Source organism: Erythrobacter sp. 'gip.4 top 5' (genome assembly GCF_056495765.1).
Genome location: NZ_CP200270.1, coordinates 153,374 through 174,462 on the forward strand (window position 1 = coordinate 153,374; position 21,089 = coordinate 174,462).

A 21,089-nucleotide genomic window follows, 5' to 3' on the forward strand; every position below is an offset into this window, starting at 1 on the left:
GAACGACAAACGCGGAGCCGAACTGGCTCCGCGTCAAACAGTCCGAATGGTCGGCGCGTCAGATAGCGAACCCAAGCATCCGTTCCTGGTTTTTCCAGCATAGCGGCAGGTCCGTCTCGAGCAGGCTTCTGCGATTAAGCCGCGCCGGGTGACGACCATCGATGATCGATTCGACGATGTGCGGGCTCAACCACGATATCCGGAACAGCTTGCCAAGCTGGGTACGGCAGCGCCCCTTGCGCTTACCGAGCTGATTGAGGCTGAGTTCCGGCGAGGCCAGCACCAATTCCCTAACCTCCATTGCCTCGGCGATCAAATTGACCAGCTTCCGGTCCGTCCGGCCCGCGACGGCAGTGTTATCGATCCGCAGCTTGGCCTCACGGAACGGCTTGCGCTCGACGAGCGGCAGTTCGAGCGTCGCCTCACCTTGCAGTTCGAGAGCATGCAAATTTATGCTTATGTGTATGCCGCTCGCGCCGGGAGTAATGCCTGCGATCAGCGACCGGACCGTATTGTCGCGGGTCGCGGGATGCTCCAGTTCCAACCTGCGAAGCCTTGCCGCATCGAACAGCGCAGTGAGCTGCCTTGCCTCGTCCAGATTGGTCAGTCGGCGTAGCGCATGCTCATCGTCCAGCAGGGTCGTGAGATTGGTAACGATATGCCGTTCGATGCTCGACTGGGCAATGCGGGTGGCGGGCGCTGCCCCATGCTTCGCGGCGATGTCCTTGCGTGTCTCGTAGTAGGCGTAGCGGCGCGTCTTCTTCTTTGTATAGGTCGGGACCATCGGCCGGCCTTCCGGATCGGTCAGCAGACCGCGGAGCATCGCCTCCTGTGCATCGTTGCTCTGGCGCTCGCGAGGCGGCGCCTTTTCCTGCAGCCGCGCCTGCACCGCGTTCCACAGCTCCTCGTCGACGATGGGTTCGTGCTCACCGTCGTAGATATTGCCTTTGTGCACGATCATGCCGCGATAGATCGGGTTGGCGAGCAGGTGGAACAGGCTCCCACGTTTGAGCGGGATCCCACCCTTGTGCGGTCCGCTGGTGCGCTGCTGAACTTTCGTCCTGATGCCTTCCGCCTCAAGTTGCCCAATCAGCTGATTGGCAGAGGTCGAGGCGATGTAGCGCCGCATGATGGTACGCACCCGTTCGGCTTCCTCCGGGACCGGAACCAGTTTGCGGTCGATCACCTGATAGCCGAGCGGGACCGGCCCACCCATCCACAGCCCCTTCTTCTTCGAAGCTGCTATCTTGTCGCGGATGCGTTCGCCAGTGACCTCGCGCTCGAACTGCGCGAAGCTGAGCAGCACGTTGAGGGTCAACCTTCCCATGCTGGTGGTAGTATTGAAGGCCTGCGTGACGCTGACGAAGCTGGCCTGCTTCGCATCGAGCCGCTCGACGATCTTGGCGAAGTCGGCAAGGCTGCGGGTCAGACGATCAACCTTGTAGACCACGATCACATCGACCAGACCCGCATCGATAGGCCTGCTGGAGAAGCTTGATCCTTGGGCCTATGCTGACTTTCTAGGTGCACACGTAATGGGTGCAGACGAGCTCGATCTGCCTCCTGAGCATGCCGCACAACTCCTGGAGCACGACCCCGACAGCTGGTCAGGCATGACGCTTGCTGAAGACGGGCTACTAGTGATCGTGCTCAATTCGGCGCAAAGCAAGCGCCGCCAAGCATCAACGTTGATGCATGAGCTTGCTCATTCGATCCTCGACCACACGCCGGCAAGCGTTCAAGTTTCGCCAGCCGGATTGCTGTTGCTCTCAGACTATTCCGATGAGCAAGAGGAGGAGGCAGACTGGCTCGGAGGCGCGCTTCTGCTCCCACAAGCAGCGCTCTATCATCATCGTAGTGGAGGCCGTTCCGTTTCCGATATTGCGCTGCACTTCGGTGTGAGCGAAGAACTCTGCAATTGGCGATGTCGTATGACGGGGGTCGAAAGGCGATTGGCCTTCCGTTCGCGCGCATAAATCCATCGCGCAGAGTGAACAGGACGAGCACCCTCAGGCCCAAACCCCGTTTAACATAAGATCACTTGTCAACCTCTCCGACCAGCGTCGCGCCCTACCAGACGAAGCGGTCGGACCAAACGGTCCCAAAACGGACGCTATCACAATTCGCAAAAGCCCAATGAGTTAGGCCTCGAATGTCCGCAAATCGCCCCTCGATCGCAAAAACTGCCGTTCCGCAACCGACCCCAATCCGGTCATTAGCCACGCCACTGTGCTGCTTCACCCATGACGCCCTGGCTGCTGAGGAGCCTCCAAGATTTCGTTACTCTTGTCTCACCACCGGTGATGTGCGACCCGGCTCGGATGAAATCACATCTCAAGATGCGCCTTTCAGGCGCCGCGGCTTTGCTCTTCGCTGGCGTTCTCGGCGCACAATCCGCACCTCTTGGGGCAGAGCCACCGGCTTCCAGCACGGCCAATCTCGATGCCGTGCTGTGGATCCAGAAATCGCCCGAATATGCAATGGTATCTGCGAGCCAGTGGCGGGCTTTGGCTGAGCAGCTGCCGCGCCTGAAGCGCAGCGGCGAAGCCTTAGTGGCTAGCGAAATCCCCGCCGATCGCGTGCGCCGCCGCCCCCCAGCGATCATCGTCGATCTTGATGAAACGGTAATTGATAACAGCCCGGCCAATGCCGAAGCTGCCACTGGTCTGCCGTTTGAGGAAGCGCGCTGGCAGGCTTGGCTCGCCCGGGTGGACGAGCAATATGCAGTGCCGGGCGCGGTCGAGGCACTTAACCGTGCTGCCAAGCTCGGCTTTCGGGTGTTCTACATTTCCAACCGTGAATGCCCGGCGGCTACTGCGCCGCAAGTCTTTCCGCATATAGATTGCCCAGCGCGGAAAAACACGATGGCGGTGTTGAAGCGTCTGGGGCTGCCTTATGCAGACGATCCCACGGCGCTGCTGCTGCGCAATGACCAGCAGGGCTGGGCCGAGAAGACCGGGCGGCGCCAGCATGTTGCCCGCGCATACCGCGTGGCGGCGCTGGTGGGTGACGACATCGCCGACTTCCTGCCCCGCGATGAGGCAGAGAGCCTGATCGATAGCATTGGCCGCAACGGCACAGCCGCGATGCGCATGGCTGAGCCTGACTCGACTCTCGCCGCCATTTCCAGCCATACCGGACGCGATTGGTTCGTGCTGCCCAATCCCACCTATGGCAGCTGGGAGCGCGGGCAGGGCAGCCGGATCGCCTGCGCTGATCCCAAACTGTCTGGTGAAGCCTGCGCTTCGGCGGCGCTGGCAACCAAGCAGGGGCGGCTCTTGCTCCCCGGTGACACGCAGCGCCTGCGGCTAGCCACCTGGAACATGGAATGGTTGATGCTTCCAGAAGTGCGCGATGACCTTTCGGCTCGCTGCGTGGAAGGCCAACCATCCAGCAATGTGCGCGCGCTGCCGTGCCCGCGTGATCCCTATCCGCCTGTGGCCCGGCATGACGCAACTGACACGGCCCTGATGGCGCAGTATGCAGCGCGTGCCGGAGCCGACGTTGTAGCCGTGCAGGAAGTGGATGGGCCCGAAGCGGCTCAGGCCGTCTTCCCCGGCTACACGCTTGCCTGTTTCGTAAATCGTGCGCATCCCCAGAAGACAGGCTTCGCCATTCGCACCGGCATACCGTTCCAGTGCAACGGGGACCTAACGGCGCTCGACGATGATGGTGCCTCGCGCGCCGGGGCCGATATGACACTGTGGCCAAATACCCCGCATGCGGTGCGCCTCTTGTCCATTCATCTCAAGAGCGGTTGCTTTGATCGCCCGCTATCTGATCGTCAGAATGTCGTCTGTGCTCGCCTACAAAATCAGGTGCCGGTGCTGGCTGAATGGGTTGCCGATCGTCAGGCCGCAGGGGAGGCCTTTGCTATCATGGGCGATTTCAATCGCCGGCTCGAGATCGATGCAGGTTTGCCGCCATCAGACAGCTTGTGGGCTGCACTTGCCACCGTAGCTCCACTGGCGCGGATCAGCGAAGGCGAGGCCTATCGTCCTTGCCGCGCTGGTGAACGCTACACCGCGTTTATTGACAACATCGTGCTGGGCGGAGCGCTGGTCGAACTGCGCCGCGATCTTGTTCATGTGACGATGGCGGATGCGCCGGCCGATGCGGTTCTGTCCGATCATTGCCTGCTCGGCGCTGATCTGTGGGCTTGGCCGGGTGAGCGCGGCGGATAACTGCACAGGGCATTTGATCGACAAAAAACAGGGTATCGCGCGCCGAAGCCAGTTTTCACTGGATTAATTCAACGGTCAAATTCTTGGTCACATGATGGGCCGTGTTGCGGTAGAAACCGCTGCCACAAAATAGGCACCAAGACGTTGGAATGGGTTTGCACAGTGGGAATAGCAATGAACCGAGCAGCAACTTCTGGGATCCGCTCACCTTTAATCCGATTAGCCCAAGTTGCTTTATTGCTGTCCACCCCCGTCAGCCCCTTGGCTGCTCAGGATCATGATCTTCAGCAGTGGACTCTGCTGGTTGCGCAAGGCCCAATCAAAGACGACATATTGGTGCAGGCTGAAATTCAGCCGCGTCTGACGGATGACGCAAGCCGGTTAGGGCAATTTCAGATCAGTCCCGCTATTGGCTATCGCTTAAGCAAGAAAGCCTCAGTGTATATAGGCTATATGTTCGTCCACACTGATCCGGTTGACCGCCCAGCTTTCGACGAAAATCGTATCTACCAGCACATCGTTTTCCCGATCGGCACGGTCGGTGATGTTTCGATCATGGCACGAACGCGGATTGAGGCACGCACGGTCGTAGGTGCGGAGGACTTGGCGTGGCGTTTCCGCCAGCAGGTGAGAGCGCAAATGCCGCTGACAGAACAACAAGGACCGCTTCTGGTCGTATGGAGCGAAGCCTTCTACAACCTCAATGACGCCGATTGGGGGCCAAACGAGGGGATGGACCGTTGGCGCAATTTCGTGGGTGTTTCGGTGCCGGTCGCGAAAGGCATTATGCTTGAACCGGGCTATCTCAATCAGGCGGTCTTCCGACCAGGCGAGGATCGTCTAGACCATATTGCAAGCCTGACGATGTTCTACCGCTTTTAGCTCTTTCGGCCCTGCCACACCGCTGAATTTGCTCTATGGTAATCGTCCGATGGATCATCACGACATCTTGGCAGGCTTTATCCGGTTGCACGTCCTCCATCATGCGGCAGACGGCGACCTATACGGTCAATGGATGATCGACGAGCTTGCCCATCACGGTTACAAGGTGAGCGCTGGCACGCTCTATCCGATGCTGCATTCGCTCGAGAAAAAGGGCTATCTGACCTCGCGGAAAGAACGCGATGGTCGCACTTTCCGCCGGATTTACAATGCTACGCCGCTTGGCCGAGAAGCGCTTGAGGTCGGCCGGGAAAAGTTGCGCGAGCTATTCCACGAAGTGGCTGTTCCAGACAAATCGCCGGACCAGGACTAACAAGGTTCACGGTTCCGATCGCGGCGTCGCTGTGCTCCCTCCACGCCAGCGCCGGTTATCGACAGACCAGCGTCCCGAGCCTGACAGTAGAACAAAAATCGCACCCATCAACATTGCCCAGTCGGTGCGGGTCTCGTGGGTAAAGCTCAGGAAGCCGTAACGGTCGAGGCCGCGCAAGCTGAAGATCGCCCATTCCCGCCCCAGCAGGATTGGTATCTTGGTGGAGACAATCGCGACCACCATGATGACGATGATCGGTATCGCGGCGACACGCGATGCGTAGCCAACCAGGAACATGATCCCTGTGATCAGTTCCACCCAGCCTACAAGCGGCCCTGTCAATTCAGGCCATGGAATACCGATCTTGAGAAAGCGCCCAGCGCCCAGAATGTCTGCGTGCGTGAGCTTCTGAAGCCCCTCAAGTATGAACACTCCTGCAAGGCTGAGGCGAATGAAGATCGACCAGGTCGCTTCGCCTGGCGACAACCACCAACTTTCTTTCATCTACTTTCCGTTTCTGTCTGATTTTGTCCAGAGGCGGGGAGCCGATGCCTTGAACACAAGGCCAACGGCAATGAGGCCCAGCCCGATCACCCAGATTGTTACCGGAACCCAGAAAGCGAGAAACAGGCAGGCAACTAGCCCTGCAACTGAAACCCAGGCTGGAAACAGTCGATCCTCGCGCGGCAACCGCAGTGCGGCCAGGTTGGTGATCGCATAATAGATCAGCACCGTGAAAGCGCTGAAAGCCCAAGTGGTTTCCACACTACCGATGGAAGCAAGCAATGCGACAAGGACACCAACGGCGATCACCGCTGCCGGCGGCGCTGAGCCTCCGCTGCTCAATCTTGCAAATATCGGTGGCAGATCGCCTTGGCGGCCCATTGCCAGCACAACCCGGGAAAGGCCGATGATGAGGTTCAGCAGAACACCAAGCATGGCCGTCACTGCACCGACTGCAATGAGACTTGCCAATAGCGGCCTATCCATGGACCTTGCTGCCAACTCCAGCGGCGTCGTCTGCGCGCCAGGAGTGTTTGCGAAGCGGTCAGCACCAACGCTGCCGATCGCAACCAAGGCTACCAGTATGTAGAGAACAGCGGTGATGATGAGCGTTACTATGATGGCCCGTGGGATGGTGTGCTTGGGGTCTTTCACCTCCTCACCAAGCGTGGCGATCCGGCCATAGCCGGTATAGGCGACGAACATCAGGGCACAGCCATAGAGGAACGCCTCTCCGCCGCCGCCTTCGAGCGTTGGCAATATGGGCGTGAGATTGTCTGCACCATCTTCCAGCGCACTAGGCAGGCCCAACAGAATAAACGCGCCCAAGGCGAGCAGCGTGATCGCCACGATGATCACATTGAGCCAGCTCGATCGCTGAATACCGCTGAGCACAATCAGCGTGAACAATGCGATTGCGCCGATTGCCAGCCATGGCATGAAGCCCAGATCGATGTTCAGAAGGCGAAGCAGGTAACCCCCGAAGCCAAGCGCCGCCGTCGCTGCAGAAGCTGTCTTGGCGCACAGGAACATCCATCCTGCCGTGAAGCCCAATGTCGGGTTGAGGTAGCGATAGCCATACTCGTAAGTCCCGCCGCTGACCGCATGGCTGGCAGCAAGCTGCGCGCTCGACAGGGCATTGCAGGTCGCCACGGCCGCAGCGACCACGATCGCAAGGATCACAGCCGGTCCAGCAACACCCGCCGCGATACCGATACTGACGAATACCCCAGTGCCTATCATGGAGCCGAGGCCCATCATGACGGCGCCGCCTATGCCGAGTTCTCGCTTTAGCTGCTGTGGTGGTGCCGTTCTCATGAGGCAGCACTTTCCGGCACCATTTCATGAAAATGACGCAGGCTGCTCATCTTACCTGCGTCCTGCGCATCTCCACAGTGCGGTGTGACTTTGTCACTGTGCCGATTTCGGAGCGCAAAGTCTGCGACACGATGTCGTCTCGGGTTCATATCGAAGGTTCCTTCGCAGCGGCAAAGTAACGATTAGCCAATTCGATATCGAAAGTCGAGCCTCAGCCTTTTCGTTGTGCTCTTCGCGGTCGGGTGCTCGTAGAAACAGCAAGGCGCCTCAGGCTTACAAGCTTTCATCCATCAATTCTTGAAGGCAATATGGCTGTCGATTGCGACCGCCACTCGTCGCTGCCCTCGGAGCGACTGTTTAAATGAAGCCCCTTCAGCGCGTCGCCAGATAATCGATCAGAACGGCGCGCTCGGCAGGGTCGCGTAGCCCGAAAAAGCCCATCTCATTGTCGGGCACCGTGCCTTGCGGATCAGCAAGAAAGGCATCGAGCGCCTCCCGGGTCCAACGTGGTTGTCTTTGGGAATGAGCGCGCATCGCAGGGGAATAATCATAACCGGGCAAGCCAGCGACCTCGCGCCCGACGATACCCTTCAGCGATGGGCCTTGCGCCCCTTCCTCGTCATCGCTGAGCGAATGACAAGAGTAGCATTTTTGAAAGGCCCGCTCACCGGCTAAGATTGGCGCGATGCGCGGGCTTTGCGCGCCGGTTATGCCGGGCGCTGCGAGAAGCAATGAACCAGCTGCTGCCATCTGCGCCAAAGCTGCGAGCCTCATTTTCCGACGGTCACCAACATCAGTCTGTTCGTGCCGGATTCGGGTAGGTAAATCTCGTCGTCGCGGCCGAGGATCTGGCGCACCTGTGCATTGGGGCCGCTGCCCGGGATGGTGGCGACCCAGTTTTCGGTTTGCGGATCGAATACCAGCGTATTGTTGCTGGCAAAGTCGGTTACCCACACATCGTCGCGCGCATCGACATAAACCGCATAGGCTTTGGGCGCTTCGCCCGGCAAATCGAAACTGGCCCATTCGTCGCTGACAGGCCGGTAGCGATATAGCTTGCCGCTGTTCCAGCCGCTGATCCACAGGTCGCCTGCGGAATCCGACCATACGCGGCGCAGACCCGCACCTTCATGCGGCGGCTCGAACAGAGTTACGCTACCGTCCCTGCGGTTGACCTTGGCAAGGTGGCTTCCAGCCAATGAGACATACCAGATGTCGCCATCGGGCGTGGCGTCAATTCCATAAGGGCCGCGGCCCTCGGGGTCCTTGAATACCTGCATCGCTCCGCTGGCATCGACCTTGCCATATATGCCGTTTTGTCCCGTAAACCAGTGAACGCCATCCGCATCAAAGGCACCCGTGTTGAGGTTTGTGTAGCCAGTCTCCTCGGGCAGCTTCCAAACGTCGATGGCTTCGCTGGCCGGATCGTAACGCACAATCGCATTTTGCCCGCCATCGGTAATCCACGCCCTGCCGTCCGGGCCGAGAACGACGCCATGCGGGGCGGAATCCTCGCCGAGTTGCACTTGCCGGTATGTCCCGCTGGCAATGTCGATAATCCCCAGCGCGCCCTGCCGCTGCGCCGTATACCAGATCTCTCCGGGCCGGCCCGGAGCGGCGTCATGGGGCCGCGCGCCTTCGGGCAGCTGGATCACTCGCGTATCGACGGCATATCGGCTTTCGCTCGACTTCGCAGGCTCGGCAGCATCATTTGCAGCAGCGATTGATGATGACAGCGCAAAAGCTAGAACGGCAAGCAGGCGGCGCATGGAACTCTCCTCTTGGTGAGTTTGAACCATAGCGACGTTTCGGTTCGAATTGAACCATGTGGGGTGGCGGAGTCATCAGGGTGACCCTTACTGCTGGGCCAGCTTGAAAAGCTGCCATTCAAATTAGCACCCATTAGCGGTCATAAGCGACGACCGGGATCGATCTTGAAAGCGGTCTTGCGGCTTTGCCCCGCTTCTGAAAATTCCTGCCCTTCAGCAAGCGACCCCATTGCTGCCATTGGCCGCATCATACAAAACCTTTTTTTGGAGGTAAGCCGATGGCGCTGATCGATGATGCTGAACATTCGGTGCCAAAGCTATGGCGCGCCAAGTTCGCAGAGATTGCTGCTGCTTTAGCCGCTGGCGACTTCCAACTCTGCAAGTCGCACGTCGAAGGGGTTGAGCCGGTCGATCAGGATACTGCCGATCATATAGCTGCGAACGTTGCCGCGTATGGAGATCGCCTTGCACCGCTCGATGAAGCCACGTGGCATCATTCCATCTATCGCTGGGCGGGCGGTTATTGGGAGGTGCTGGTGGACCTCTCGACAGTAAGTGAGCCGGTCAGCGACCTCACTCTGCACGCCGAAGTCTACGAGGCAGATTGCTCGCGCTTGAAGATTGGTTCCGTTCACGTTCCCTGAGAGGTGTGCAGCGGCAGGAATCCACCCATCAGCAGTCATGAGCGGCGGCCTGGCTCGATCCCAAAAGCGGCATGGCAGTTTTGCCTAGCTTCTGAAAATTCCTGCCATTCAGGAATCGACCCCTGTGTGAACGGCTCTCCGTTGGCAAGGGTATCGGGTCGTTTCGTGTCATGCAGCAACTTTCGCGGACCTGCTAAAGGCAGCTCGCCCGCTATGAGAAATCGCCGACGGGTGCGACCATATGAAAGTGGTCAGCGCCGTCAGAGCAACCGCACCCTAGCCTGCCAAGTATGAGGGGGGGCGGAACGATTATTTTCATTAGCTCTGCCGTTTTGCGATCAGGCTGAAGGGACCGAACCGTGAAATTTAATCAACTGTCGGCTCTACGGCGCGCCCAAAATCGCTTGGCCCCATGTTGCCGGCAGTGATGTGCGAACCGGGCTTCATTAGCACGCACATACCGTAAAGTTCCCGTTCCCGGCCGTTTTTCTCCTCGAACGTGACCGCTGTTGCAATCGCGCGTGTGCACTTTCCTGCTTTGAGACTTGCGCTGGCGGCGGCGGCATATTCACGCTTCTCGAACCCGTCATACAGAAGCGTCAGCGGGCTGCCGCTGCGGGCCGGCGTCAGGTAAAGCGTCCGCATCGCGTCGAGCCAGCTGATCAGCGCCATCGTCCTATGCTCTTCGCTGCCTGACCGGTCCACATACGCCCATTTCAAGCCCTCAGGAGCTTGCGTCTCGAGCGTGGCGACAAGCTTCATCAGCCAGTCGCCCATACGATTTCCTACACCTTCATCGCCCATGGCCAAATACAGGCGACGATCTGATAATGCGTGGCGATCGAGTTGCTGAGCCGCTTCGTCTACAATCCTGCCGTCATCCCACCAGACACTGGGCGTCAGCGCTATATAATCGTCAAACATCTCCGGTCGTTCAAGAAAGGTGTCGAGCACGAACAGGCCGCCCAGCGAAGCTGCCCCAACGATCTTGCGTTCGGTACGGTACTGCTTTGTCGCCCAGGGAACTACGTCGCGAGCCAGATATTCGCGGAACTTGGTCGCGCCGCCGGGCACCATCCGTTCCCCGAAATTCTCCTTCAGACGCTGGAGCGGTAGCCGGGTCATCGCCGGGGTCAGTTGCTTGTACCGATCCTCAGTCTGCACGCCAATAAGGATGAAGGGCTCAAAGCTCGTCGAAAACTCAGCCTCGGCCGCGATTCCCGCAAGCAGTTCAAAATCCTGCTCTGGCCCTCCATCGATCGAAAAAAGCACAGGATAGCGTTTGTCGGGGTTATCGGCATAACCGCGCGGCAGCCGCACCGTCAGCACCTGCTCATTGTCATAGACGCTCGAAATGATGCGATGAACCGATCCCACAACGATTGGCTCGCCCTGCGGATCAGCAAGCTGCGCGTGTGCGGCCGTCTCCTGGCCCGATACTGGCTGCGGCTGACCTACCATCAAACAGATAATTAGAATAGCGAAACGCAGCATGGCCAAAAGTTCCCTCGTCAGAAGTCAGATAGGAGGTGAGCGGGCAAGCGTTTCGGCTGCAGTGCGGTTGCGAGTCGGGCTGAAGGTGCCGTAGGCAAATGCCCGGAGCAGCCATTCCATCGGTCCCATCTCGCGAAACCTGAGCCAGATCATGCTGAACACAGCCGTGACGATTGAGATACTGAGGGCTGTCAACAACAACTCCGCGGCGCCTAACTTTCCAAGATACCCAAGTGCGTAGAACAAGATAGAGGTCAGGATCGACTGGAGTGTGTACACGGTAAGAGCAAGGCGGCCCATGGCGCGAAACGGCGGCGTCCAGGCATGCCAGCTTCCCCGCCACAGCAATGCAAGCAGGCTGACATAAGCCAATGTCAAAGCCAGGCGAGCGGGCTGATACCAGGCCGACCTCAAAAGCGACATTGCCGGATTTAGCTGATGAATGTCGAGCTCGAAGCCGGTCCGCGCCTGCCACCACATGTCCACCAGTCGCAGCCCAACGCCGACGCCGCCGCCGGCGAGCAGCAGCCACCAGTACACGCGCGCGGACGCCATGCCTGTGAGAACGCCGGAGCGGTAGAGAGCCATGCCAACCAGCATGAAAGCGAGGCTCTCTGCGACGCCAATCCAGCTGTAGATCTCAAGATGGCGAAATGACCATCCGGCAGCACTCCAACTGATTAGCGTTGCGAGCGAAGTTCGCTGCTCCACCTCCGCCGCTAGGGCTTCTGATGCGGGATAGTTCGAAGCTACAGCTCCAGCGGCAGCCTCAAGGCCGGCGCTCTGCTGTGGAGTGAGTGCTCGCCCCTCCGCAAGCGCAATTTCGCCCGCCAGAGCAGCCTGATAGCTCTCGATGTAGCCGCTGGTGCTGTATGCGCGATGCGCGATGAGGCAGGCGATGATGATCAGCGCCCAAACCCACAATGTCCGAGGCCGGGCTGTGCGGAAGGCGAGTAGGGGAAACGCTGCCATCCCCAGCGTCCACAAAATTTCTCCCGGCCACATCAAGACCAGGAAGTGAATCACTCCCAGCGCCAGCAGCGCTATGGACCGGCGAATCCAAACATCGACCGGCGCGACTTGCGGGTGCTCGCCCTCACTTTTGCGCAGCATCAACACCATGCCTGCGCCAAAGAGAACCATAAAGAGCCCGCGCATTGGCCCTTCCAAAAAAACCCGCTGCAATACCCATGCGATCCAGTCAGCATTCCATTGTGCCGGGAAGCTGCGCCCTTGGGTGCTGCCCACGGTGCCCATCACAAAGATGTTGACGGCCAAGATCCCGCAGAGGGCAACACCGCGGATTACGTCCAGAAGAGCTATCCTTTGGCCTGCACGCGTTGCGGCGATTGGTTGTTCCACCGAAGGCCTCCTCTTGTTAGGCATCCCTGCCCGTCTGAGAGTGGACGGCCCTACCTGCCAAACGAACTTAAATTTCTATCTATAAACCGTCCCATCATTCGTCTACGTCTTAAAAAGCCATGACATCATCACCTTTGAGAATGAGCGAGGTCGAGGCGCGGCATTTGCAAGCGTTCATCGTGACGGCGCAAGAAAACCACTTCGGACGTGCCGCCGCACGTTTAGGGATTCCGCAACCGACGCTCAGTAAGCTCATCATGAGGTTGGAAGAGATTGCCGGCGAAGCGCTGCTTGTGCGTCGCCCCGTCGTAAGGCTCACGGAAGCGGGCCGGGCGCTGCTTTCGCACGCGGAACGGTCCATGGAGGAAATTCAGCAGGGCCTCTCCATCGTTTCGAAGATTACCCGCGGTGTCACCGGGGTTGTTGCTATCGGCTTCCCCAGCTGGATTCACCCGAGTTTCGTGCCAGCCGCCGTCCGAGAATTTAGTGCCCGCCATCCGGAAATCGATTTGCGGTTGAGGGGGCTCAACACGGCTACACAGCTAAAAGAACTCGCTCGTGGCGCGCTCCAGGCAGCATTCGTGCGGGAGCGGGAGGTCAGTCCGGAGCTGAAGCTCGAGCCGCTGTATCATGAGCGATGGGTCCTTGCGCTACCGGAGGACCACCCCCTTGCAGCGCAAACTGCTGTCGTTCCGTTGGAACTAGACGGACATAGCCCCGCACGCCGGTTGCCGCCTCGGCCAGCAACGCGTGGACCTGGTAAATGTCGCGCTGGATGGCAAAGGCACGGCGCACATCGTCCTCGGCGCGAGTCTCTGCGCTACTCGCAAGGTAGAGCGAGGCCAGTGAACCGAGCAGGATGGTCAGTGGCATCGCCACCACCACCAGCCCCTTGAAAGCGAGCGGCCGATCGGTCCAGATCCGCATCAGCAAGGCGGAACGCCGGGCGCTCATCACACGGCCCCTCCCGCCTGCATCTTCACCGCCAGCACGGCCGCCTGCGTTCGGTCCGCGACGCCGAGCTTGCCGATCAACCGCTCGACATGGACCTTCACAGTCGCCGGACTGATGCCGAGTTCGCGCGCGATTTCCTTGTTGGTGAGGCCCTCCGCAACCAGCGCGACCACTTGCTGTTCGCGCTCTGTAAGAACCTGCGCGAGATGGGTCTGTGACGGCGCGGCCAGCACAGGTGCCCGCAAGGCTGCGGTGACAAGCTCTAGCGGCAGGGCCGATTGTCCGGCGAGGACCTGCTCGATCGCGGCACACAGGTCTCCGATGGCCGTGTCCTTGAGCACATAGCCTGCCGCCCCTGCGCCCAGCGCTTCGCGCACATAGCCGGGCATGTCATGCAGCGTCAGCATCAGCACCCGAACCGGCAGGCCAAGGGCGGCGATGCGCCGCGTTGCCTCCAGCCCGTCGATCCCGGCGCCAAGGCGCACGTCCATCAGCACCACGTCTGGCACCAGTTCACGCGCGCACTCGACCGCCTGTTCTCCGGTGTCGGCAAGCCCGACGACGTCGTATCCCTTTCCGGCCAACACCGCAGCGAGACCCTCGCGCGCGAGTTGGTGATCGTCAACGATGAGAATCCGAGCGCCGCTCATTGCAGGCCTCCGCGCGGCAGGCGCGCTTCGACCACGACCCCGCACCCCGGCTGGCCGGACCAATGGAGTTCGCCGCCGAGCGCGCTCATCCGCTCGTTCATGACATCGATCCCGACCCGGTGGCCTGTTGCGCCGTCCTGACCGCGCAGCGGAACAGCCGGACCGCATCCCTCGTCGATGATCCTGAGGATGACGGGATCCTCACTCAGCCGCGCCTCGATGATAACTGCGCAAGGGCCGCCGGTGTGTTTGTGGATGTTTGCGACCGCCTCTTGCGCGACCCGGAACAGCGCCGTTTCGATCATCGGAGCGAGCCGTGCGTTCTTCCCGTCGAGCACCATCTGCACAGAAAAGCCGTCGCTTGCGAGCCCTTCGCCCAGTGATTGCAGTGCCGCCAGCAGGCCGAGATCGTCGAGCAGAGTCGGACGCAGGCCGGCAATGACGCGGCGCAGTTCCGACACCAGGCCGCGCGCGACCTGTTTTGGCGCGGGGCTGGCAGCCGCGGCGCCATTACTTTCCGCACTCTCCAGCAGGCGGACAAGCGCAGTTGCGGTCTGCGCCACGCCGTCATGCAATTCATGGCTGACCCGCCGACGCTCCTCCTCCTGTGCGGTGAACACTTTCTCCAGCATCAGCGCGAGCCGCTTTTCGCGCTCCTGCAGCGCCGCGAGCAGATCGTTGCGTTCGCGCTCGCGCGCGATCCGGTCGATGGTCGTGCCCATCAATTCAAGATGCATCCGGAAAGCTTCGCGATCCTCGGAATCCGGGACCGCATCAATCTCTTCGAGATCCGGGATGGCCAGCCGCGCGACCACCGCTCCGCCCGCTCCTGGTGCCCTGATCGCGATGCCTCGCGCGTCATCGGCACACGCGATCTTGGCAGACTGGCGTCCGACGAAGAATGCGAGGCGTTCCGCACACGTCTGCAACACGTCATCCAACATCGCGTCGTCTGCCTTTGCCAGTTCCCGCCCCGAGATCGATAGCAACCGCAAACGGGCCGCGCGCGCCTCGGATGCGCGGTAAAGCTCGCGCAATTCGGCCACTGTCTCGGCATCGGAAGAAAGAATGTAGGGGCGCATCACCATGGATTCTAGCTTAGAGCCTTGAAGCAAAAGCGCATAGGCCACCCGGCCTAGGCCGCAAGGGGAGCCAAATGGCCGATTTCTCGAAGTGCGGGAAACAGTATCTCTGTCCTATGCGCTGCGACCAAGCCCCTCATGACAGGTGGCGACACTGCGAAGCGCATTCGAATTACGCGCTAATGGAGACACCTGCCATGACCAAGACCTCTCTCGCCATCGCCACCGCGAGTATCGCTCTCGCCCTATGCACGCCCGGCCATGCCCAGGCGATGATCGCCCCCATTGGCGCGGGCACCAATATGCAGCCCACCGAAGCCCAGCTTGCCTGCATTACCGAAAAGGAGGTGATCGCGCGGCAGAGCGAATGGGGTGATGGTATCGTGAAGATCGGCAAGGTCTTCCGCGATGGCGGCGACTATCGCGAGGCCGCCGCAGACCACATCGACGAGTTTTACGCCTATGATCTCAGCCTCGTGCTGTTCAAGCCGACGCTTGCCGCGGTCGAACAGTTCCGTCCCGGTTTCGATGGCGCGCTTTCCTATTTTGTGGGCGGCAACGAATCTTTTCCGGAAGACAAGGGCTTCGCCATCAAGCCATGGACCAAGGTTCGGTGGCAGAACGCCGGGATCATGAATAATGTGTGTCACATGGCCGTGGCGATGGGGAACTACTACTTCACCCCTGCCGATGGCGGCGCAGAGACCAAGGTCGAATACACAATCGGTTACGTCCGCGACGCGGAGGGCAAGCTGAAGATGGCCGTCCACAGTTCGACCATTCCGTATAACGGCGGTTGAACCGGCGCAGCGGGAGGAGATATGCTTGTCTTCCTACGTCGTTTTGAGGATTGGCCGAGGGACTACCTAATGGCGAATAATGCGACCACCAGGATTGCCTTGTGTGCGATTGCAATCACTTGCATCGCTTCCCCTGCCGCTGCAACCGAAGACGATTTCAACATCTGGACTGGTCAATTCGTGGTTGTCGACGTGGACAAGGACCGCGACTGGTTCGTGCGCGCAGAGGCGCAAGAACGGTTCACGAATGATGCCGACCGGCTGGGCCAGCTGCTGCTGCGCACACTGGTCGGCTACCGCCTGAACAAGGACGTAAGCATCGGCGGCGGCTATGCCTACATCCTCACCGACCCCGTCGGCCCGGTAAAACTGAACGAGCACCGTTACTATCAGGAGTTGAATGTCAGGCTCCTCGACCGGGACGGCATTACCCTCGACAGCCGTACACGCCTTGAACAGCGCACCTTCGAGGAGGGTGAAAGCACCTCGTGGCGGGTTCGCAATTTCGTCCAGCTGCGCGTGCCGATCAGCGAAAACAACAAACTGGTTGCTTATTCCGAGCCCTTCATCGAGCTGAACGAAACAGATTTCCAACGTGGCGGTCTCAGCATCTGGCGCAATTTCGCAGGGGTCTCAATCCCGATTGCGAAAGGAATCGAAATGGTGCCGGGCTACCTCAACCAGACTGTCTTCCGCGAGGGCGAAAACCGCATGGATCATGTCGCCAATGTAAATCTGTTCATGTCGTTCTGATCAGGTGCTCGTATACCAACTGCAGTCGCGCGCCGGTCAGATAGACTAAGTTTTCAATTGGTCACGTCAGTGTTTTGTGCACCCCATAGCATTTTGGCCCTTTCGATCTCTGTGTCGTCGGCATGCGTTATGCGATTGGCGATAAAATCAATGCCATCTATCAGCCACAGGGCAAGCTCGGGTTGAGCCAGTCGATAAAGACGCGACTGACCGTTGCTCTCGACCTTGACCAATCCTTGCGATCTAAGCACCGCGAGGTGTTGCGAAATTCTGGTTGCGCTAATGCCAAGATTGGCTGCCATTTCGTTCACGGACTGGCCTCCCGCTTGTAACTCTTGGATCAGGCGGATGCGATCGGGATGCGAAATCTGGCGAAGCAAATTGGCAAGTTCCGTCGCTACAATAGTTCGGCTCGGCATTTTTACGCTCTCTGTTTTATCTGAAGATGATGCGACCGCCTACTTACTACGGCACAACAAGCCGCAGATCTGACTTACGGCGCGCGCTTTTCTCCGGTCCGTTGCTCATCAGCAAACGCCAAGGCTGCGTTGGGCGATGGTTTGTCGCTGGTGGCGCCTTGGTGATCTGATCGAGGAACTGCGCATCACTGAGGTGATGGGCATAGGGCGCAACCGATGGGCGTCCTGGTGTCGCAACGCCGCGATCCCACACTTGCGCGGTTTTTTCATAAAGCTGCTGGGCAGCGTGCGGCTGGCCCTGCTGCTGCATCGCGGCTATCAGTCCTAGCATCAGCAACGGAGCATCAAATGCCTGATGGCCGCCCCTTGGACCAATCGCTTCACTGGTCACCAGCTGCAAGCCCCTTCCATGCCATAGCAACGGCCAAGGCTGTTTGATCCCGCTGAGTTCGGCCAGCACCGCAAAGACGACACTGCGCCATTGCGGCATGACAATCAGTGCATCCCAGCAATCAGGCAGGCGCACCAGCACACTCAAAGCATCCTCGACGGAGATGATTTCAAGCGCAATGTTATCCCGCGTCAGGGCCCGGTCAGCCAGCAGCAACTGGCTGGTCATTGCGTTGCACGAGCCCGCATCGACAATGATGGCCACCTTGCGGCGACCTTCCGCTTTTGCCGCCGCGATCATCGTCTTCATCAACGTCAGTCGCGGAAGCGGCGCACCGCCGGCCTGTGCTGGCTGGCAGGCTGCCAGATGCGGTGACATCAGCATAAGATCAAGCGGGCTGCGGCGCTGCATCTTTCCAGCGCCATAATCGAACAGATAACTGGCCAGCCAGGTGACCTGCGGCGCTGAACCCTCTTCAGATTTCTGCAGCATATCCGGCGTTGTGATGTGCCACGGTGCAAAGATCGCGGCGCTTTCGGTAGAAAGCCCGGGCGTCGCCCAATCGGCAAACTGCTGAAGCCGGCGTGAAGCGGGCTTAATGGCAGGGGGCATGTCCAGACCGAGCCAATCGAGCAACTGCCCGAGCCCTTGCCCCCACGCTTCCGGCACCGGGCCTTGCGGAAGAGCGAGCCTAAACGCTGGTTTCGCAACCAAGGTAACGAGCGAGCGGGAACGCCGATGGACTTGCTGCTCAACGTGAGCTTGCCCGCTTGATTCTACGGCTGGGTGAAGTTCGTCTGGAAAGGGGTTCATGTTCAAAAGCCTGCAACGATACGAAACCTACCGGTCAACTAGCTCCCTTGTAGTGATCATTTAAATTCAATATATCTTCGCTATCGTTCTGAAAATTGAAACATCATTGAACAGGCCTTCAGCAATGCGCCTCAACTTCAAGCACCTGCGCTATTTTCATGCCGTTGCCCATGACGGGAATCTTACCAATGCGGCGCGGCGCCTCAATGTGTCGCAATCTGCGCTTTCGACGCAGATCCGCCTATTGGAAGAGGAGATCGGTCATGCGTTGTTCGAGCGGCGCGGCAGACGGCTTGAGCTGACAGAATCTGGTCAGGTTGCACTCAATTATGCAGATAGCATCTTTGAAACGGCCAATGAGATGATGGTGACTTTTGCTGGCGGCCAGGCGCAGGCACGTCAGCATTTGCGGGTCGGGGCCGTGTCAACGCTGTCGCGCAATTTCCAGATCCGGTTTCTTGCTCCGGTACTCGCGCGTGATGATGTCCACCTGGTGGTGCACACCGGATCCCTCACCTATCTGGCCAAGGCGCTGGAGGCGCATGAGATTGATATTCTTCTAACAAACCGCCTTCCCTTCCGTGACAGCGCCACCAATTGGACGGCCCATCTGGTCGATGAAACGCCAGTCAGCTTGATCGGGACAGAACTTGTGGATCCGGCAAAGGTGTCGCTACGCGATTTGCTCACGACAGCACGGCTCATTCTTCCGGCCAAGGACAGCGGGGTACGTGCCGATTTCGATCTTCTTGTCGAGCGGCTCGGCATTCTTCCCAATGTCGTCGCTGAAGCGGATGATATGGCCATGCTCCGCTTGTTGCTGCGCGCAGGAACAGGGGTTGGGCTGGCACCGCCAATCGTCGTGCGCGATGAGCTTGAGATGGGGATGTTGCATGACCTAATGGCAATCCCTGGCCTGACAGAAAGCTTTTATGCGATGAGTCAATCACGGCGCTTTCCCAACCCTCTGGTTTCCCAATTGCTCGACATCGCGAAAATTACCTAAATCATATAATGCGAACGAATATATATATTCATTGAAATTATCAGAACTCGATCTCCCCACTAGAGCACGCCGATAGTTTGCCCGCGTCGGGCTTTGTGGGGAGCGAAAGGCAATGGAGATCGCAATTCTGCTTGCGTCGGGCATCGGCGGTATCCTTGTTTTCGGGATAGCCGCTCTGGTGGCCCGCGACGGTTACGCTCGCCTCATTAGCTTGGCACTCGAGGCGATCTTGATTGCCTGTTTCGCCGCAACGGTGGCGGGGTTTGTCCATCTTATCGACCAGGCACCTTTCACCGCCAACCTGTTGGTATGGGGCGGCGCGGGTTTGACGCTGCGGGTTGACGTAGTCAGCCTCGCAATGCTGGCCTTGGTGGCCTTCGTCGGTTGGGTTGTGCTGCGTTATGCGCGCACCTACATGGCCGAAGAAGAAGGGCGCGCCCACTTCACCGGCTGGCTGGCGTTGACACTTGCGAGCGTCCTGCTGTTTGTCGGCGCGGGCAACCTTCTCCAACTGGTGGCGGCACTGATCGGCACGAGCCTGTGCGTGAACCGGCTTCTGCTGTTCTATCCACGCCGCGCGGCCGCGCAGCGCGCAGCGCGCAAGCAGTTTATCACCGCACGGCTTGCCGATCTTGCGCTGATCGCGGCGGCGGCCCTGCTGACATACATCTATCGTACCCCCGATATTGCGGCGATCCTCGAGGCGGCGCGCGATGGAATGGGGGGGGCAGCGGTGTCGCTAGCAGTCTTGTGTCTTGCGCTTGCCGCTTCCATCACCTCGGCGCAGTTCCCGTTGCACGGCTGGCTCAGCGAGGTGATGGAAGCGCCGACTCCTGTTTCAGCATTGCTGCATGCCGGTGTCATCAATGCCGGCGGGTTTCTGTTGATCCGGTTTGCCGATGTTCTGCTGATGTCGCCCGGTGTGCTTGCAGGTCTTGTGATGATTGGCGGCTTTACGGCTTTGTTTGGCGGGTTGGTGATGCTGACGCAGCCCGCGGTCAAGACATCGCTAGCGTGGTCAACAGTGGCACAAATGGGCTTCATGATCATGCAGTGCGGGTTGGCACTGTTCCCCCTGGCGCTGCTGCACATCGTGGCCCATTCGCTTTACAAGGCCCATAGTTTCCTTGCTTCGGGCGGCGCGGTTGAGCGCATCGCGGCGAGCCGTCGCCCTGGCCCGGTCGCCATTCCCGATGCCAAAGCCGTGGCCGCAGCCTTCCTTGCTGCACTGGCGATCTATGCTGGCATGAGTGCCCTATTCGGTTTCCAGGACAAGTCACCGCAAGCCAACGCCTTGGGGGCGATCCTGATCTTCGGGGTGGCCTATCTGCTGGCGCAGGGTCTGGCCGGTTCGGCGCCGGGGGCGCTTATGCGTCGAATGGTTGCCTATTCGCTGGCGGCTTCGCTGGGCTACTTTGCACTGCATGCGCTGGCCTATGCCTTGACCCTTGGCACACTTCCCGTCGCGCCGCAGCCCGGCTCACTAGAATGGGTGCTGATCATCCTCGCGGTAGCCAGCTTTGGTCTGGTGGCAATTGCACAATCGATGTTTCCGCTCTGGGCCCATCACCCTGCCACAGCTGGCTTGAGAGTTCATCTGTCGAACGGGCTCTACGCCAATGCGCTGCTCGACCGGCTTCTGGGCGGCTGGAAGCTGCAGCGTCTTACGCGGATCTGATATTCGCCTTTCAC

Annotated in this window: 21 protein-coding genes; 10 read left to right on the forward strand and 11 right to left on the reverse strand. The window is 59.5% G+C overall.

What is annotated here, in order from left to right; genetic code table 11:
* Nucleotides 1-58: 58 nt before the first annotated feature.
* Nucleotides 59-1,477 carry a recombinase family protein gene (locus ACRANW_RS00840; protein WP_479433977.1) on the reverse strand — a complete coding sequence of 473 codons (1,419 nt, stop codon included), beginning with the start codon at nt 1,475-1,477 and terminating at the stop codon, nt 59-61.
* A 58-nt stretch (nt 1,478-1,535) separates the two neighbouring features.
* Between ACRANW_RS00840 and ACRANW_RS00845 the strand changes: the two genes are divergently transcribed.
* The 4 genes from ACRANW_RS00845 (at nt 1,536) to ACRANW_RS00860 (ending at nt 5,439) form a co-directional block, all read left to right on the forward strand.
* Complete coding sequence (locus ACRANW_RS00845; RefSeq protein WP_479432687.1) at nt 1,536-1,976, forward strand: ImmA/IrrE family metallo-endopeptidase; 441 nt, start codon at nt 1,536-1,538, stop codon at nt 1,974-1,976.
* A gap of 345 nt (nt 1,977-2,321) precedes the next feature.
* Nucleotides 2,322-4,184, forward strand: coding sequence for an HAD family acid phosphatase (locus tag ACRANW_RS00850; RefSeq protein ID WP_479432688.1), 1,863 nt, complete (start codon nt 2,322-2,324; stop codon nt 4,182-4,184).
* A gap of 174 nt (nt 4,185-4,358) precedes the next feature.
* A complete protein-coding gene (locus ACRANW_RS00855) occupies nt 4,359-5,066 on the forward strand; it encodes a DUF2490 domain-containing protein (RefSeq protein WP_479432689.1) in 708 nt (235 codons plus the stop codon).
* Nucleotides 5,067-5,133: 67 nt separating this feature from the next.
* Complete coding sequence (locus ACRANW_RS00860) at nt 5,134-5,439, forward strand: PadR family transcriptional regulator (RefSeq protein ID WP_479432690.1); 306 nt, start codon at nt 5,134-5,136, stop codon at nt 5,437-5,439.
* 6 nt (nt 5,440-5,445) lie between these two features.
* On the opposite strand, the gene ACRANW_RS00865 is transcribed toward ACRANW_RS00860, so the two are convergent.
* The 4 genes from ACRANW_RS00865 to ACRANW_RS00880 form a co-directional block, all read right to left on the reverse strand.
* Nucleotides 5,446-5,943 (reverse strand): DoxX family protein, encoded by a 498-nt coding sequence (locus ACRANW_RS00865; protein WP_479432691.1) that lies wholly within the window; start codon nt 5,941-5,943, stop codon nt 5,446-5,448.
* Complete coding sequence (locus tag ACRANW_RS00870; RefSeq protein ID WP_479432692.1) at nt 5,944-7,203, reverse strand: APC family permease; 1,260 nt, start codon at nt 7,201-7,203, stop codon at nt 5,944-5,946.
* 429 nt (nt 7,204-7,632) lie between these two features.
* On the reverse strand, nt 7,633-8,034 hold the full coding sequence (locus ACRANW_RS00875; protein WP_479432693.1) for a c-type cytochrome: 402 nt from the start codon (nt 8,032-8,034) through the stop codon (nt 7,633-7,635).
* Entirely contained in the window at nt 8,031-9,029 is a 999-nt protein-coding gene (locus ACRANW_RS00880) for a Vgb family protein (protein ID WP_479432694.1), read from the reverse strand. Before ACRANW_RS00880 ends, ACRANW_RS00875 begins: the two co-directional genes overlap by 4 nt.
* A 278-nt stretch (nt 9,030-9,307) precedes the next feature.
* On the opposite strand from ACRANW_RS00880, the gene ACRANW_RS00885 reads away from it, so the two are divergent.
* Nucleotides 9,308-9,673 (forward strand): DUF7668 domain-containing protein, encoded by a 366-nt coding sequence (locus ACRANW_RS00885; RefSeq protein WP_479432315.1) that lies wholly within the window; start codon nt 9,308-9,310, stop codon nt 9,671-9,673.
* A gap of 366 nt (nt 9,674-10,039) precedes the next feature.
* Here the strand turns inward: ACRANW_RS00885 and ACRANW_RS00890 are convergent, their stop codons facing one another.
* Together ACRANW_RS00890 and ACRANW_RS00895 are read right to left on the reverse strand one after the other, a co-directional pair.
* Nucleotides 10,040-11,167 (reverse strand): alpha/beta hydrolase, encoded by a 1,128-nt coding sequence (locus ACRANW_RS00890; protein ID WP_479432695.1) that lies wholly within the window; start codon nt 11,165-11,167, stop codon nt 10,040-10,042.
* A gap of 24 nt (nt 11,168-11,191) precedes the next feature.
* The gene (locus ACRANW_RS00895; RefSeq protein ID WP_479432696.1) at nt 11,192-12,445 is read right to left on the reverse strand and encodes a DUF418 domain-containing protein; all 1,254 of its coding nucleotides are present in this window, start codon (nt 12,443-12,445) and stop codon (nt 11,192-11,194) included.
* A gap of 224 nt (nt 12,446-12,669) precedes the next feature.
* Between ACRANW_RS00895 and ACRANW_RS00900 the strand changes: the two genes are divergently transcribed.
* Nucleotides 12,670-13,425, forward strand: coding sequence for a LysR family transcriptional regulator (locus tag ACRANW_RS00900; protein ID WP_479432697.1), 756 nt, complete (start codon nt 12,670-12,672; stop codon nt 13,423-13,425).
* Nucleotides 13,426-13,482: 57 nt separating this feature from the next.
* Here ACRANW_RS00900 and ACRANW_RS00905 read toward each other — a convergent pair whose 3' ends face one another.
* Nucleotides 13,483-14,133, reverse strand: coding sequence for a response regulator (locus tag ACRANW_RS00905; RefSeq protein ID WP_479432698.1), 651 nt, complete (start codon nt 14,131-14,133; stop codon nt 13,483-13,485).
* Nucleotides 14,130-15,221 carry a sensor histidine kinase gene (locus tag ACRANW_RS00910; protein ID WP_479432699.1) on the reverse strand — a complete coding sequence of 364 codons (1,092 nt, stop codon included), beginning with the start codon at nt 15,219-15,221 and terminating at the stop codon, nt 14,130-14,132. The genes ACRANW_RS00905 and ACRANW_RS00910 overlap by 4 nt, the downstream gene beginning before the upstream one ends.
* A 191-nt stretch (nt 15,222-15,412) precedes the next feature.
* Here ACRANW_RS00910 and ACRANW_RS00915 point away from each other — a divergent pair, with 191 nt between their 5' ends.
* Both ACRANW_RS00915 and ACRANW_RS00920 read left to right on the forward strand, forming a co-directional pair.
* Nucleotides 15,413-16,015 carry a phosphoribosyl-AMP cyclohydrolase gene (locus ACRANW_RS00915; protein WP_479432700.1) on the forward strand — a complete coding sequence of 201 codons (603 nt, stop codon included), beginning with the start codon at nt 15,413-15,415 and terminating at the stop codon, nt 16,013-16,015.
* A 69-nt stretch (nt 16,016-16,084) separates the two neighbouring features.
* Nucleotides 16,085-16,768: a DUF2490 domain-containing protein gene (locus ACRANW_RS00920; RefSeq protein WP_479432701.1), complete on the forward strand. Its 684-nt coding sequence runs from the start codon at nt 16,085-16,087 to the stop codon at nt 16,766-16,768.
* Between the two features lie 53 nt (nt 16,769-16,821).
* On the opposite strand, the gene ACRANW_RS00925 is transcribed toward ACRANW_RS00920, so the two are convergent.
* Complete coding sequence (locus ACRANW_RS00925; RefSeq protein ID WP_479432702.1) at nt 16,822-17,187, reverse strand: ArsR/SmtB family transcription factor; 366 nt, start codon at nt 17,185-17,187, stop codon at nt 16,822-16,824.
* A gap of 46 nt (nt 17,188-17,233) precedes the next feature.
* Nucleotides 17,234-18,070: a hypothetical protein gene (locus ACRANW_RS00930; RefSeq protein WP_479432703.1), complete on the reverse strand. Its 837-nt coding sequence runs from the start codon at nt 18,068-18,070 to the stop codon at nt 17,234-17,236.
* A 445-nt stretch (nt 18,071-18,515) separates the two neighbouring features.
* On the opposite strand from ACRANW_RS00930, the gene ACRANW_RS00935 reads away from it, so the two are divergent.
* Nucleotides 18,516-19,397, forward strand: coding sequence for a LysR family transcriptional regulator (locus ACRANW_RS00935; protein ID WP_479432704.1), 882 nt, complete (start codon nt 18,516-18,518; stop codon nt 19,395-19,397).
* 112 nt (nt 19,398-19,509) lie between these two features.
* Entirely contained in the window at nt 19,510-21,075 is a 1,566-nt protein-coding gene (locus ACRANW_RS00940) for a proton-conducting transporter transmembrane domain-containing protein (RefSeq protein ID WP_479432705.1), read from the forward strand.
* Nucleotides 21,076-21,089 lie beyond the last annotated feature (14 nt).